The organism is Streptomyces sp. NPDC019937 (assembly GCF_040631655.1).
Classification (GTDB): Bacteria; Actinomycetota; Actinomycetes; order Streptomycetales; family Streptomycetaceae; genus Streptomyces.
This window is the reverse complement of the sequence record NZ_JBEYAL010000031.1, coordinates 76,407-90,042: the sequence shown is the minus strand read 5'-3', so window position 1 is coordinate 90,042 and position 13,636 is coordinate 76,407. Positions and strand designations below refer to the sequence as shown.

Sequence of the window (13,636 nt, the reverse complement as noted above, 5' to 3'; positions counted from 1 at the left end):
TTTCGTCATGGGTCGCAGCCCCTGATGACCGCTCCGGCGGCCATACGGTCGTGCCATGAACCCCAGCCCACCCGCTTGGCGGAGCCCCCTGCGCGGCCCCTGGCTGACGTCCGTGTTCGGTCTGATCCTGCTGTTCGGGATTCCGGTGCTGTTCGTCACCGGGCTGCTGTCGTACGCCGCGTACAACCCGGATCTGTCCCCGGTCAACGACAAGACGCCGGACAAGGGGCTGCTCGGCTTCTACCTCTTCTCCTGGCCGACCCACCCCGTCTGGCTCTACCGCGTCACCCAGGGGGTGCACGTCACGCTCGGCATCGTGCTGGTCCCGGTGCTGCTGGCCAAGCTGTGGTCCGTCGCCCCCAAGCTGTTCGAGCGGCCTCCGGTGCGCTCCCTCGGGCACGGTCTCGAGCGGCTGTCGCTGCTCGCGCTGGTCGGCGGCGGGCTCTTCGAGTTCGTGACCGGGGTGCTCAACGTCCAATTGGAGTACGCCTTCCCCGGGTCCTTCTATCCGCTGCACTTCTACGGGGCGTGGATCTTCATGGGCGCGTTCGCCGTCCATGTGGCGCTCCGCCTCCCCCGCATGGTGCGCGCGCTGCGCGGCCGTGACCTGCGGGCGGAGCTGCGCACTCCCCTCTCCCGTACCCGGCCGGAACCGCCCGACGAGACGGGTCTGGTCAGCCCGGACCCCGCCCCGCCCACCATGTCGCGGCGGGGCGCGCTCGCGATGGTGGGCACCGGTTCGGCCGCGCTGCTGGTGGTGACGGCCGGGCAGAGCCTCGACGGGCCGCTGCGGCACACCGCGCTGCTCGCCCCGCACGGCCGGGAGCCGGGCCGGGGGCCGAACGGCTTCCAGATCAACAAGACCGCCGCGGCCGTGGGTATCAGCGCCCGTGACATCGGTCCCGGGTGGCGGCTGGTGGTGCGCGGCCCGGGGCGTGAGGTCGTCCTGACCCGTGAGCAGGTGCTGCGGCTGCCGCGGCACGGGGCGGCGCTGCCGATCGCCTGCGTCGAGGGGTGGTCCACCCCCGACCAGCGGTGGGAGGGGGTGCGGCTGGCCGACCTCGCCGGGCTCGTCGGCCTGGGCGAGCGGCCGCCGGCCGTCTTCGTCGAATCGCTCCAGCGGCACGGCTCGTTCCGCTCGGTCGTGCTGCGCGACAACCAGGTCCGCGATCCGCGCTCCCTGCTCGCCCTGCGGGTAAACGGCGCGGACCTGTCACCGGACCACGGCTACCCGGCGCGCGTCATCGTCCCGGGCGCCCCGGGCGTGCACAACACCAAGTGGGTCGCCCGGCTGAGCTTCGGGGAGATGGCGTGAAGGCCCGCTCCGGATTCCGGCGGCGGTACGGCGACTCGCCCTCGCATCTGCTCCTGCTGCTGTGCTCGTTCGCGCTGACCGGCTACGCGGGGGTACGGCTGCTGCGCGGCGACTGGTTCGGGATCGTGCTCTGGTTCGTCGGCGCGGCCGTCCTGCACGACCTGGTGCTGCTGCCGCTGTACGGGCTCGCCGACCGGGCGCTGCGGGCGGCCGTTCCCACTCCCGTCTCCCGGAACCACGTGCGGGTGCCCGCCTTCGTCTCGGGGCTGTTGCTGCTGGTGTGGTTCCCGCTGATCGCGGGGACGCAAGTGAGCCGCTACGAGCGTGCCACCGGGCTTTCCGCCGATGTCTTCTGGCAGCGCTGGCTGTCGATCACCGCCGGGCTCTTCGCCGCCTCCGCGCTGTGGCTGGGCGTCAGGGCGGCGGTGTCGTGGACCCGGGCACGGCGGCGCGGCGCAGGGTCATGAAGTCGCGGCCCCGGGCCGTCCAGCGCTCCGCGGCGGTCCAGCCCGCCGTCCGGGCGTGGCGCAGCAGCGCGGGGGCGCCCACCCGGGCCCAGGGGAACGCCGTACCGGCCCGGCCGCGTCCGTCGTCCACCCGCACCCGGACCCGTTCGTCGACGTCGGCCGCGGCCGCCTCGGCGATGAGCAGCCCCTCGGGGGCGAGGAGTTGCGCCACGCGCGCCAGCAGGGCCGGGGGGTCGCCGCCGATGCCGATGTTGCCGTCGAGCAGCAGCGCCGTGCCCCAGCGCCCCTCGTCCGGCAGCGGTTCGAACACCGAGCGGCACAGGGCCGGGCCGCCGGTGCGGACGGTACGGGCGACCGCCGCCCGGCTCACGTCGATGCCGAGGCAAGGGTGGCCGTGCGGGGCGAGCGCGGCCACCAGCCGACCGGGGCCGCAGCCGATGTCGAGGACGGGCCCCTGGCACCGGCGCAGCACGGTGCGGTCCGCCGCGTCGGCGTCCGCGCACCAGCGCTCGACCTCCAGGGGGAGCAGCCAGCCGTCCGCGCGGCGCAGGAACAGCGGGCCCCGGCCCGCGCTCAGCGCCCGCGTATAGGGGTCGGCGCGCCACGATCCGGATGTGGCGCCGCCCGCGTCTTCGCGTATCGCCGTGCTCATCGGGCGGCGGCCCGGGACAGTCCGGCGAGGGTGCGGGCGAACCGGCTGCCCGGTGCGAGGGCCGCCACCCACGCGGCGTCGTCCGCCGTGTCGACGTCGCGCAGTACGGGCAGTTCGCGCACCCGCAGCCCGGCGTCGTCAAGACGGCGCCGCTGTGCGGCACCCGTGGTGGGGGTGGACATCGGCACGCCGCGCAGGAGCTCCGGATCGGGCTCCGCCAGGCCCAGGGCCCAGAACCCGCCGTCGGCGGCGGGGCCGAACCAGGCGCCGCAGTCCCGCCAGCCGTCCCGGCCCAGGACGGGCGCCAGCAGGGCGGGGCTGACCTGCGGGGTGTCCATGCCGATGAGCAGCGTGGGCCCCTGGCATCCGGCGAAGGCCGCGGCCAGTCGCTCGTCCAGGCCGCCGTCGCCCTGCGGCACGACCTCGATGCCCGGCGGCAGCCATGGTCCGGCGCGCCCGTCGAGCGCCAGCACCCTGCGCCGGGCGGGCATCCCGAGCACGGCGTGCAGGGTGTCGCCGAGGGCGGCCTCGGCCAGCGCCGCGGCCTCCGCCGGGGTGTACGGGGGAGTGAGCCGGGTCTTCACGCGCCCGGGCACGGGTTCCTTGGCGATGACGATCACCGTGCTCTCCGGGCTCTCCGTGTTCTCCGGGCTCACCGCGCGGCCCCCGCGCGGTCGCCGGCGGAGGTGGCCGCGGGCGGCGGCTGACGCAGGACCGCCCGCATGTCGCGCACCGCGTGCCAGGTGCCCCGCCAGGTGCCGGTGACCTTCGACCTTCCGGTCCGCGGCCGGTACGGCACGTCGCGCTCCTCGATCCGCCAGCCCGCGTCGGCGGCCCGCACGACCATCTGCAGCGGATAGCCGCTGCGGCGGTCGGTGAGGCCCAGGGCCAGCAGCGGTTCGCGCCGGGCGGCGCGCAGGGGGCCGAGGTCGTGCAGCGCGGCTCCGGTGCGCCGGCGCACCATCCGGGACAGGGCGGCGTTGCCGAGCCGGGCGTGCACCGGCCAGGCGCCGCGCCCCTCGGGGCGGCGGCGCCCCAGGACGAGATCGGCGTCGCCCTCGGCGACGCCGCGTACGAAGCCCGCCAGCAGCCCGGGGTCGAGCGAGGCGTCGCAGTCGCAGAAGCAGACGAAGTCGGCGTCGGCGGCGAGCAGTCCGGCGTGGCAGGCGGCCCCGAAGCCCCGGCGGGGCTCGTGGACGACGGTGGCGCCGAGGGAGCGGGCGAGCGCGGCCGAGCCGTCCGTCGAACCGTTGTCGACGACGATGGCGCGCCAGCCGGCGGGGATGCGTTCCAGCACCCAGGGCAGGGCGGCGGCCTCGTCCAGACACGGCAGGACGACGTCCGCACGAGGAGCGGTCGAGTTGGTCACCCGGCCCACCCTACGAACGAAAAAGCCACATTCCGGACTTCAGGTCCTTACGAAACGCGGACGTCGCCCCCGTCCCCCGGCCGGGGGCGGGACGGTCCGCCCGACCGGGTGCCAGGCTGGAGTGCATGCAGCAGACCCCACTCCCCGGCCGCGTGCTCGTCGTGGACGACGATCCGACCGTCGCCGAGGTCGTCGCCGGGTATCTCACCCGCGCCGGCTTCGCCGTCGACCGGGCCGCCGACGGCCCCGGCGCGCTCGCCCGTGCCGACGCCCAATGGCCCGACCTGGTCGTCCTCGACCTCATGCTGCCCGGCATGGACGGCCTGGACGTGTGCCGCGCGCTCCGCGGCAAGGGGCCAGTGCCCGTGATCATGCTGACCGCCCGCGGCGACGAGGACGACCGGATCCTCGGCCTCGAGATCGGCGCGGACGACTACGTCACCAAGCCGTTCAGCCCGCGCGAGCTGGTGCTGCGGGTGGAGTCCGTGCTGCGCCGCGGCCGTACCGGACCGCGCGCCTCCGCCGCCCCCGCCGCTCGCCTCGCGACCGGCGCCCTGCTCAGCCGCGCCGGGATCACCCTCGACCCGATGGCCCGCCGTGCCACCAAGGGCGGCCGCGAACTCGCCCTGACCCTCCGCGAGTTCGACCTGCTGGCCTTCCTGCTGCGCCACCCCGGGCTCGCCTGCACCCGCGAGGAGCTGATGCGGGACGTCTGGGGCTGGGACTTCGGCGATCTGTCCACCGTCACCGTCCATGTGCGGCGGCTGCGCGGAAAGATCGAGGACGACCCGGCCGCGCCGCGCCTCATCCAGACCGTCTGGGGCGTGGGCTACCGCTTCGACGCGCCGGACGCCCCGGCCGGGGCCGACAGGGCGGAGGAGCCGGACCGCCGTGCGTGACGTCCTGCTGATGGCCCTGTTCGCGTTCCTCGGCGCCGCCGCGGCCGGGCTGCTCGGGGCGTTCGCCCTGCGGCTGCTGCGCGGCCGGTCCGTCGTGGTGTCCCTCGCCGTCGTGGCCACCGTCGCGGTGACGGCCATGCTCGCCGGGACGCTCGCGGTCGCCTGGGCGATGTTCCTGTCCCCGCACGACCTGACGGTCGTCACCACCGTCTGCGCCATGGCCGCGGTGGTGTCCCTGGCCACCGCGCTGCTGCTGGGCCGCTGGGTGGTGGCGCGCAGCCATGAACTGACCCTCGCCGCCCGCTCCTTCGGGGACGGCGGCAGCTTCGCCGCCCCCGGCGGCGCGGCCACCGCCGAACTCGCCGAACTCGGCCGCGAGCTGGCCGCGACCAGCGCCAAGCTGGCCGATTCCCGGGAGCGCGAGCGGGCCCTGGAGTCCTCCCGCCGCGAGCTGGTCGCCTGGATCTCGCACGATCTGCGCACCCCGCTGGCCGGGCTGCGGGCCATGTCCGAGGCGCTGGAGGACGGCGTGGTGGAGGACCCGGCCCGCTACCACCGCCAGATCCGCACCGAGGTGGAGCGGCTCAACACGATGGTCGGCGACCTCTTCGAACTCTCCCGCATCCACGCCGGGGCGCTGTCCCTCGCCCCCGCCCGGATCTCCGTCTACGACCTGATCGGCGACGCCCTCGCGGGCGCCGACCCCCTCGCCCGCCAGCTCGGCGTCCAGCTGATCGGCGACCGCGTGGACCCCGTCCCGGTCGAGGTCGACGGCAAGGAGATGACGCGCGTCCTGGGCAACCTCCTCGTCAACGCCATCCGCCGCACCCCGGCCGACGGCACGGTCGCCGTGGCCGCCCGGCGCGAGGCGGACACCGTCGTGCTGTCCGTCACCGACGGCTGCGGCGGCATACCGGAGGAGGATCTGCCGCGCGTGTTCGACACCGGCTGGCGCGGCAGCCACGCCCGTACGCCCCCGGCGGGCGCCGGGCTTGGCCTGGCCATCGTGCGCGGCATCGTCGAGGCCCACGACGGCCACGCGGCCGTGACGAACGTGGCCGGCGGCTGCCGCTTCGAGGTCCGCCTGCCCGCCGCCCGGGCGTAGGGGGTGTCTTCCGGTTCGCCGGGGGGCGGAAGGCGCCCGGGCCCGGGGCACGTGGCCGCGTTCCCCGGGGCGCCCCGGCTGCCGTCATGGCACCCGGGCGTGGCTACGCGCTCGCCGGCCGCCGTGCGGGAGCCGGGGGCGCGCCCGGGTCGGGCGAAGACCCCGGCAGCCCGCCGGCCGTGCGAGGCCGCGGGCTCGGCGCCGGGGCGGCTCCCGGGCGCTGGGCCGCGTGGGCGAACTCGGTCATGCCCTCGCCGAACGTGATCGCGGGCCGCCAGCCCAGCCGCTCGCGGATCCGGCGCGACGAGGCCGTGATGTGCCGTACGTCGCCCAGCCGGTACGCCCCCGTGACCACCGGCGCGGGCCCGCCGCACGCCTCGGCCAGCGCCTCCGCCATCTCGCCCACCGTATGGGGGTCGTCGCTGCCGGTGTTGTACGCGGTGAGGCCGCCCGGGGCCGCCGCGGCGGCGGCCGCCTCCAGGGCGGCCACGTTGGCCGAGGCCACGTCCCGTACGTGGATGAAGTCGCGGCGCTGCCCGCCGTCCTCGTAGACCGTGGGCGCCTCGCCGCGGGCGAGGGCCGAGCGGAAGAAGGAGGCGACGCCCGCGTAGGGGGTGTCGCGCGGCATGCCCGGCCCGTAGACGTTGTGGTAGCGCAGCGAGACCGCGCGGCCGTCCACGGCTCGCGCCCACGCCGCCGCGAGATGCTCCTGCGCCAGCTTCGTGGTGGCGTAGACGTTGCGCGGGTCGGCCGGCGCGTCCTCGTCGACCAGGCCCGGCCGCAGCGGGGTGCCGCAGTCCGGGCAGCCGGGTTCGAACCGCCCGGCCGCCAGATCGGCCTCGGCACGCGGGCCGGGGCGCACCCGGCCGTGCCGGGGGCAGTCGTAGCGCCCCTCCCCGTACACCACCATCGACCCGGCCAGCACCAGCGAGCGCACCCCGCGCTCGGCCATGGCCGCCAGCAGGACGGCCGTGCCCAGGTCGTTGCATCCGACGTACTCCGGCGCGTCCGCGAAGTCCTTGCCGAGGCCGACCATCGCCGCCTGATGGCACACGGCGTCCACCCCGCGCAGCGCCGACTCCACCGCCGCCCGGTCCCGCACGTCGGCGTGGACCCAGTCGGCCCCGGACGGCCGCGGCGGCGCCGGATGGGCGGCGGGCAGCAGGGCGTCGAGAACGACCGGCTCATGGCCGCGGTCGACGAGAGCGGTGACGATGTGCGAGCCGATGAAGCCCGCGCCTCCGGTGACCAGTACGCGCATGGACCTGACGCTAGGCGTTCAACCGGCCACGGGCCCGTGTCCGCGCCGTGACGTCATCGGTCCGTAAGGCCCTGTGTCCGGACGCCTTCCGTCCACTTACCTCCTGTGGTCGCCCGATCGCCCGGGGTTCCGGTCACATAAAACACACAACCGTGACGTCCCGGCGTTGCCTGCCACTGCCAGCGTGGCCCGCGATTCACGTCTCTCCCGACCCCCGCCTCCGAGGAACAGAGAGCACCATGACGGCCACCACCGCCGAAGCAGCGCAGCGTCCCCGCAGCCTCAATGACGTCAAGGGGTGGTTCCCCAGCCTTGACCAAGTGCTGTTCGACTTCTTCCTCAGGCGTCAGGAGCGCCTCGGGGAGCACGGCGACCTCCTCGAGATGGGCGCCTACATGGGGAAGAGCGCCATCTTCACCGCCGCGTACCTGCGGGCCGGTGAACGCTTCACGGTCTGCGACCTCTTCGACGCCGAGGACGCGCCGGACGAGAACAACGCGGCGGAGGCCCGGAAGTCCTACTCCACCCTCACCCGCACCGCCTTCGAGCAGAACTACCTGGCGTTCCACGACACCCTGCCCGACATCCTCCAGGGAACGACCTCGATCGTGCCCAGCCACGTGGACGACGACACCTGCCGCTTCGTCCACGTCGACGCCTCGCACCTGTACGAGCACGTGGAGAGCGACATCATCGCCGCGCGCGACGTCCTGCTGCCCGGCGGCATCGTCGTGCTCGACGACTTCCGCTCCGAGCACACCCCCGGCGTGGCCGCCGCCGCGTGGGAGGCGGTCTTCAACCGCGGCCTGCGGCCCATCTGCCTGACCACGCAGAAGCTCTACGGCATGTGGGGCGACCCCGGCCCGATCCAGGAGGAGATGCTCGCGGACGACGCGTGGCGCCGCGGCATGCACACCAGCCGGCAGGAAATCGCGGGCAGCCGGGTGCTGCGGTTCTCCGGGAAGCCGAAGAACCCGGCGGCGCCGCGGTCCCGCTACGCCGACGACGCGCCCGCGTCCGCCCCCGCCCCGAAGGCGGGCCGGGCGCCCGCCGCCCCGGCGTCAGCGGGCGCGCCGCGCCGCCCCAGCCAGGTCCGCCGGCTGGCCGCCGACGTGCTGCCCCCGGTGGTGACCCGCGCGATCCGCAAGCGCCGCCGCGCCTGACCGGTCCGCAGGACCCGGCCCGGAGCCCGGGGACCTGGCGCGGCCGCCCGGCCGGCTGCCGCCCTGCCCGGGCCCCTCGCCCGGCGGGCGGCGTGCCGGTCGGGCACGCCCCGCCGCGGCGGCTTACGGCCGGCGCAGGGCCGGGTGGTCCGCCACCACCGTGCAGGAACCCGGGGCGATCTCGGTGAAGCCCGCGTCCCGTACGACCGGCAGGCCGCTCCGGGTGAGCGCGCCCCACCGCTCGGGGGACGCCATCCGCACCGCCAGCGGGAAACCGGCCTCGCGCCACGCCGCCCGCCGCGCGTCGTCCAGCTCCCACCACGCCAGCTGCGCGCCGTGCCCCGCCTGCGCCATCGCCTTGCCCGCCGACATCTTGACCTCCGGGTTCAGCCACAGCACCGGACCGGCCGGGCCCGGCGGGGGCGCGGGGTCGTCCAGGTCGGTGCCGGAGACCTGGAGCTTGGCCAGCTCCTTGGGCCAGCCGTCCAGCGGCACCGGCGGGAACACCCGCACCTCGGCCGCCGGAGCGCCCTCGGCTTCCGGCGCGTCCTCGGCCGCCGCCCGGCCCGTGAGCGTGATGCCCGGCAGCGTCTGGGCCCGCCGCCACTCCGCGCCGCGCGCCCGCCGTACGACCTTGCGGATGCGGGCGTCCTGCCAGTCCCGCACCGCCTCGGCCCACTCGCCGTCCTCCGCCGTCGACCGCTCGTCCGACAGCAGCACCAGCACCGCCCGCGCCGCCGTCTCCAGGGCGTCCGTACGGGACGGGGGCGCGGTCTTCTCGATCCGCACCACCAGGGGCAGCACGAACTGCGGGGCGGCGTCCCGGTCCGTCTCCGTGTGCCGGAACGGGCCGCTGTGGGGGATGGCGTCTGAGCTGGTCACCGCTCCAGTCTGCCAGCACCCGCCGACAGCGGCGGCGGGCCGCCGCCCGACTGCCTATGCTCAACCAGCATGAGACTGCGAGGAGTCGGGCGCCGCTACGGGCTGGCCGGACCCTGGGTGCTGCGCGGCGTCGACCTCGACGTGCCGCCGGGCTCGCTGACCCGGGTCGAGGGGACGAACGGCAGCGGCAAATCCACCCTGCTGCGGCTGCTCGCCGGAATCGACGCCCCCACCGCGGGCCGGATCACCGGCCGCCCGCGCACCGCGTACGTCCCCGAGCGGTTCCCGGCCGAACTGCCCTTCTCCGTCCTCGGCTACCTCACCCACCTGGGCCGTATCCACGGCCTGGGCCGGGCCGGGGCGGCGCGCGGCGCGGGGGAGTGGCTGGAGCGGTTCGGGGCGCAGGCGTACGCGGCCACCCCGTTCGCCGAGCTGTCCAAGGGCACCAGCCAGAAGGTCGCCGTCGCCCAGGCGCTGCTGGCCGCGCCCGACCTGCTCGTCCTCGACGAGGCGTGGACCGGGCTGGACCGGACCGCGCGCGGCGTCCTGGACGAGGCGGTCGCCGAGCGGGTCGCCGACGGCGCCGCGGTCGTCTTCGTCGACCACGACCCGCGGCGGCTCGCCGGGGCGCCGGACGCGGTGCTCCGGGTCGCGGACGCCCGCCTGGAGCCGGTCCCGGTGCCGGTGCCGGACCCCGGCGGGCCCCCGGCCGCCGCCGGACCGCTCATCCGCGTGGAGGCCGAGCGCCCGCCGGGAGCGGCCCTCCCCGCGCACCTCCCCGGCGCGCCGGTCCACGAGCCCGCCCCCGCCCCACCGCCGGAGGCCGGGCAGCCCGCGCCGGACGGCGACCTCGTGCGGCTCACGGTCGGGGCCGCGTACTCCGACGCCCTGCTGCGTGCCCTCCTCACCGCCCGGCCGCCCTGGCACATCCGCGCGGTGACCGAAGTTCCCGCCGATCCGGAGACCTCATGATCGCCCTGCTGCGCTATCAGGCCGCGCTGCTGGCCCGTTCGCATCGCTGGCTGCCGCCGCTTCTCCTCTACGTCGTCTTCATGGGCATCGGGGTGCAGGCCGGGCAGCCGATCCTCGACTCCTTCGGGTTCGCCGCCGCCGGAGTGCTGCCCATCGCCGCCTGGCTGGTGCGGGTGTGCGTCACCAACGAGCCCGCCGCGGCGCGCTCCTGCGCGGCCGCCGCGCAGAGCCCCGGCCGGGTGCATCTGGCCGGTGTGCTGACCGCGCTGGGCGCGGCGGTCGTTCTCGGGGTGGCCGGGACGCTGTTGGTCGCGCTGGTCGGCGATCCGCGCAGCGCGGACGGCCGGGTCGAGGTGCCTGTGGGCCCGGCGACGGTCGCCGGGCTGCTGGCCGCGCTCGCCTGCGCGCTGCTGGGCACGGCCGTCGGCGCGCTGTGCAACCGGCCGCTGCTGCGCCGCCCCGGCTGGGCCGTGCTCTCGACCGTGCTCGTCGCGCTGCTGGCGTCCGTGGCCGGCGCCTCGCCCGCGAACGCCGCCGTATCGGGGCTGGTCAACGGCTCGCGCAGCGGCACCGTGACCATGCCGCTGCTGCCCCTGGCCGTGACCGTCGCGATCGCCGCCGGGGCGACGGCGATCGCGTGCGCGCTCAGCTCGCGCCGGCCGTGAGCGGGCGGTACGGCCAGGGGCTCGGCGGGGCCCGTCAGTGCTGCCAGGGCCCGGTGATCGCGAAGGTGGTGCCCGGGGTGTAGCAGTTGACGTACATCGTGCGGCGGTCCGGGGCGAAGGTGACGCCCGCGAACTCACCCCACGCGGGCTCCGCCTCGGTGCCGCCCGCCGCCGTAGCGGCTGATGTCAGAGCCTGGCGGTTGCGTGCCATGGCGTAGACCTCGCCGCGCCGGGTCACCCCGAAGACGTGCTGCGCGCCGTCGCCGTCCTCGCAGACCATCAGCCCGCCGCTGGGCGCGAGCGTGATGTTGTCCGGTGACTCGCCGGGCAGCTGCACGTCCGTGTCCGGGCCGAAGACGATCACCAGGGTGAGCCGGTGCCGCTGCGGGTCGTAGCGCCAGATCTGCCCGAAGTGGTCGGCGGCCGAGCCGTCCGCGCTCTTGGCGAAGCTGGAGACGAAGTAGACCGACGTCCCGCCCCAGTAGCAGCCCTCCAGCTTCTGTGCGTGGGTGATGCCGCCCGGGCCGAAGTCCTGGAAGCGGATGGGGGTTTCGGTCGCGAGTGGGTCGGGGACGGTCACCCACTCGATGCCGCTGAAGGACGTCCCCGGCTCCTGGACGGTGGACAGGTCGGCCACCCCCGGCACCCGCAGGGCCTGGAGCTTGCCGCCCGCGCGCAGCGAACCGGTCCCGCCGAGGGGTTTACGGGGCAGGAAGCGGTAGAAGAGGCCGAAGGGCCGCTCGAAGGCGTCCTCGGTCTCGTAGACGACGCCGCTGCGCGGGTCGACGGCGATCGCCTCGTGCTGGAAGCGGCCCATGGCGGTGAGCGGCACGGCGCCGGTGCGGCGCGGATCGTAGGGGTCGACCTCGAAGATGAACCCGTGGTCCTTGGTGTAGCCGTTCGTACCGGCCTTGTCCTCGGTCTCCTCGCAGGTCAGCCAGGTGTGCCAGGGGGTGGGGCCGCCGGCGCAGTTGACGGCCGTACCGGCGATGGCGACCCGTTCGGACAGCACCCGGTTGGCGGAGTCGAGCGCGAGGGCGGTGCAGCCGCCCATGCCCATCGGGTCGTAGGTGAGGCCCTTGACGGCGGGGACGCGGATCGCGGCGTCCTTACGGTTCTCATGGTTGCGGACCAGGTGCGTACGGCCGTCCCGGCCGCTTGCCCGGCCGGGGAAGGCGGCCATGCCGTCGCAGTGGCTGGGGACCTTGCCCTCACCGGAGCGCAGCGCGTCGCCCTCGCGGGACAGCACGCGGTAGCGGAAGCCCTCGGGGAGGTCGAGCAGCCCGTCCGGATCGGGTACGAGCGGGCCGTAGCCGCCGCGCCCGGCGGCGTCGGGGGCGGCCCGGTCCGGCGCGTCGGCCGTGGCCGTACCGGCGAAGAGCTCCTGGACGCTGCCGGTGAAGGCGATGGAGGCGCCCAGCGCGCCGGTGCGGCCCAGGATCTGACGTCGTGTCGCTGACATGCGGTAACTCCCTGCTGGCGGACAGGAAAGATGACCGCACGTGTGTATCACGCGCCCGGGCCGCCCGGGAACCATCCCCTTTTTATTGAAGGCTCGGTTCGCCTCCGGGGCGCAAAAGCCGCTGTCGACGGTCGACCGTGCTCGGCCCCTCGTTCCTCAGGGCCTCCGCGCGCTCTCCCTTTCGACAGCGGCGCGCCCCTTCGGCTCACTCGCCGGAGAAATGGGGGCACCCGAACGCAATAGGCACTCATTCGGCTCGCCCCCAGCCGGGGGCCGCGCCCCCGGCCTACGCCTCGGCCAGCTGCCGCGCGTCGCGGGCGAGCGCGGTGAGGCGGGAGATCGCCCGGAAGTACTTCTTGCGGTAGCCGCCGTTCAGCATCTCCTCGCTGAACAGCTGGTCGAACGGCACCCCGGAGGCCAACACCGGCACCTCGCGGTCGTAGAGCCGGTCCGCGAGCACCACCAGCCGCAGCGCGGTCGACTGGTCGGGCACGGGCCCGACCCCGGTCAGGCAGACGGCCTGGACGCCGTCGCACATCGCGCCGTAACGGCTCGGGTGCACCCGGGACAGGTGCTCCAGCAGGGCGGGGAAGGCGTCCAGGGAGGCGCCGGGCGTGCGCTTGGCCGCGCGGGCGACCACCTCGTCGGAGTGCGGGGCGGGGGCCTCGGGCAGCCCGCGGTGGCGGTAGTCCTCGCCGTCGATGCGCACCGGCTGGAAGTGGGCGGACAGGCCCTGGATCTCGCGCAGGAAGTCGGCGGCGGCGAACCGGCCCTCGCCGAGCTTGCCGGGGAGGGTGTTGGACGTGGCGGCGAGCGCCACGCCCGCCTCGACCAGCTTGCCCAGCAGGGTCGAGACGAGGACGGTGTCGCCCGGGTCGTCCAGCTCGAATTCGTCGATGCACAGCAGCCGGTGGTCGCTCAGGGTCTTCACGGTCTGCTGGAAGCCGAGCGCGCCGACCAGGTTCGTCAGCTCCACGAAGGTGCCGAACGCCTTCCGCTCGGGCGCGGCCGGGGTGGCGTGCCACAGCGAGGCCAGCAGATGGGTCTTGCCGACGCCGTAGCCGCCGTCGAGGTACACCCCGCGCGGGCCGCTGGGGGCGGCGGGCTTGGCCGCCCGGCGGAACCAGTGTCTGCGGCCGCCCTTGTCCGTACCCGCACCGGAGCCCAGCCGCCCGGCGAAGCCGCGCAGCACGGTGACGGCCTCGGCCTGGCTGGGCTGGTCGCGGTCCGGGATGTAGTTGTCGAAGCTCACCGTGGCGAACCGGGGCGGCGGCACCATCTCGGCCACCAGGCGCTCGGCGGGCACCTGCGGCGCGCGGGCCGTGAGGGCGACGGGGGCTTCGGCGGCTATTGAGCCTGCCGAGCCGGACGTGGTGATTGGTGCGGACACGGGTGTCCAGGGTAGTCGCATTTTCCGAGTGGAC

At 75.5% G+C, this 13,636-nt stretch carries 14 protein-coding genes; 7 read left to right on the top strand and 7 right to left on the bottom strand.

Annotation, left to right across the window (positions count from 1 at the left end; genetic code table 11):
• Positions 1-55: 55 nt before the first annotated feature.
• Positions 56-1,315: a molybdopterin-dependent oxidoreductase gene (locus ABZ562_RS28420; protein ID WP_361484941.1), complete on the top strand. Its 1,260-nt coding sequence runs from the start codon at positions 56-58 to the stop codon at positions 1,313-1,315.
• Complete coding sequence (locus ABZ562_RS28415; RefSeq protein WP_361484939.1) at positions 1,312-1,782, top strand: hypothetical protein; 471 nt, start codon at positions 1,312-1,314, stop codon at positions 1,780-1,782. The genes ABZ562_RS28420 and ABZ562_RS28415 overlap by 4 nt, the downstream gene beginning before the upstream one ends.
• Here the strand turns inward: ABZ562_RS28415 and ABZ562_RS28410 are convergent.
• From ABZ562_RS28410 to ABZ562_RS28400, 3 genes are read right to left on the bottom strand one after another with little or no spacing between them, the layout of a single operon-like run.
• Positions 1,730-2,434, bottom strand: a complete 705-nt coding sequence (locus ABZ562_RS28410; protein ID WP_361484937.1) for a methyltransferase domain-containing protein — start codon at positions 2,432-2,434, stop codon at positions 1,730-1,732. The genes ABZ562_RS28415 and ABZ562_RS28410 overlap by 53 nt on opposite strands.
• Positions 2,431-3,090: a DUF2064 domain-containing protein gene (locus ABZ562_RS28405; protein ID WP_361484935.1), complete on the bottom strand. Its 660-nt coding sequence runs from the start codon at positions 3,088-3,090 to the stop codon at positions 2,431-2,433. Before ABZ562_RS28405 ends, ABZ562_RS28410 begins: the two co-directional genes overlap by 4 nt.
• A complete protein-coding gene (locus tag ABZ562_RS28400) occupies positions 3,087-3,812 on the bottom strand; it encodes a glycosyltransferase family 2 protein (RefSeq protein ID WP_361484933.1) in 726 nt (241 codons plus the stop codon). The genes ABZ562_RS28405 and ABZ562_RS28400 overlap by 4 nt, the downstream gene beginning before the upstream one ends.
• A gap of 116 nt (positions 3,813-3,928) precedes the next feature.
• On the opposite strand from ABZ562_RS28400, the gene ABZ562_RS28395 reads away from it, so the two are divergent.
• Positions 3,929-4,702 carry a response regulator transcription factor gene (locus ABZ562_RS28395; protein ID WP_361484931.1) on the top strand — a complete coding sequence of 258 codons (774 nt, stop codon included), beginning with the start codon at positions 3,929-3,931 and terminating at the stop codon, positions 4,700-4,702.
• The gene (locus ABZ562_RS28390) at positions 4,695-5,807 is read left to right on the top strand and encodes a HAMP domain-containing sensor histidine kinase (RefSeq protein WP_361484929.1); all 1,113 of its coding nucleotides are present in this window, start codon (positions 4,695-4,697) and stop codon (positions 5,805-5,807) included. Before ABZ562_RS28395 ends, ABZ562_RS28390 begins: the two co-directional genes overlap by 8 nt.
• A 103-nt stretch (positions 5,808-5,910) precedes the next feature.
• Here ABZ562_RS28390 and ABZ562_RS28385 read toward each other — a convergent pair whose 3' ends face one another.
• Complete coding sequence (locus ABZ562_RS28385) at positions 5,911-7,068, bottom strand: NAD-dependent epimerase/dehydratase family protein (RefSeq protein ID WP_361484927.1); 1,158 nt, start codon at positions 7,066-7,068, stop codon at positions 5,911-5,913.
• 239 nt (positions 7,069-7,307) lie between these two features.
• Here ABZ562_RS28385 and ABZ562_RS28380 point away from each other — a divergent pair, with 239 nt between their 5' ends.
• Positions 7,308-8,231 (top strand): class I SAM-dependent methyltransferase, encoded by a 924-nt coding sequence (locus ABZ562_RS28380; protein ID WP_361484925.1) that lies wholly within the window; start codon positions 7,308-7,310, stop codon positions 8,229-8,231.
• Between the two features lie 123 nt (positions 8,232-8,354).
• On the opposite strand, the gene ABZ562_RS28375 is transcribed toward ABZ562_RS28380, so the two are convergent.
• Positions 8,355-9,113: a peptidyl-tRNA hydrolase gene (locus ABZ562_RS28375; protein ID WP_361484923.1), complete on the bottom strand. Its 759-nt coding sequence runs from the start codon at positions 9,111-9,113 to the stop codon at positions 8,355-8,357.
• A gap of 69 nt (positions 9,114-9,182) precedes the next feature.
• On the opposite strand from ABZ562_RS28375, the gene ABZ562_RS28370 reads away from it, so the two are divergent.
• Both ABZ562_RS28370 and ABZ562_RS28365 read left to right on the top strand, forming a co-directional pair.
• Positions 9,183-10,085 carry an ATP-binding cassette domain-containing protein gene (locus tag ABZ562_RS28370; RefSeq protein WP_361484921.1) on the top strand — a complete coding sequence of 301 codons (903 nt, stop codon included), beginning with the start codon at positions 9,183-9,185 and terminating at the stop codon, positions 10,083-10,085.
• Positions 10,082-10,750 (top strand): ABC transporter, encoded by a 669-nt coding sequence (locus ABZ562_RS28365; protein ID WP_361484919.1) that lies wholly within the window; start codon positions 10,082-10,084, stop codon positions 10,748-10,750. The genes ABZ562_RS28370 and ABZ562_RS28365 overlap by 4 nt, the downstream gene beginning before the upstream one ends.
• Before the next feature lie 34 nt (positions 10,751-10,784).
• On the opposite strand, the gene ABZ562_RS28360 is transcribed toward ABZ562_RS28365, so the two are convergent.
• On the bottom strand, positions 10,785-12,212 hold the full coding sequence (locus tag ABZ562_RS28360; protein WP_361484917.1) for an alkaline phosphatase PhoX: 1,428 nt from the start codon (positions 12,210-12,212) through the stop codon (positions 10,785-10,787).
• A 286-nt stretch (positions 12,213-12,498) separates the two neighbouring features.
• Positions 12,499-13,602 (bottom strand): cell division protein ZapE, encoded by a 1,104-nt coding sequence (gene zapE / locus ABZ562_RS28355; RefSeq protein WP_361484915.1) that lies wholly within the window; start codon positions 13,600-13,602, stop codon positions 12,499-12,501.
• Between the last annotated feature and the right edge of the window lie 34 nt (positions 13,603-13,636).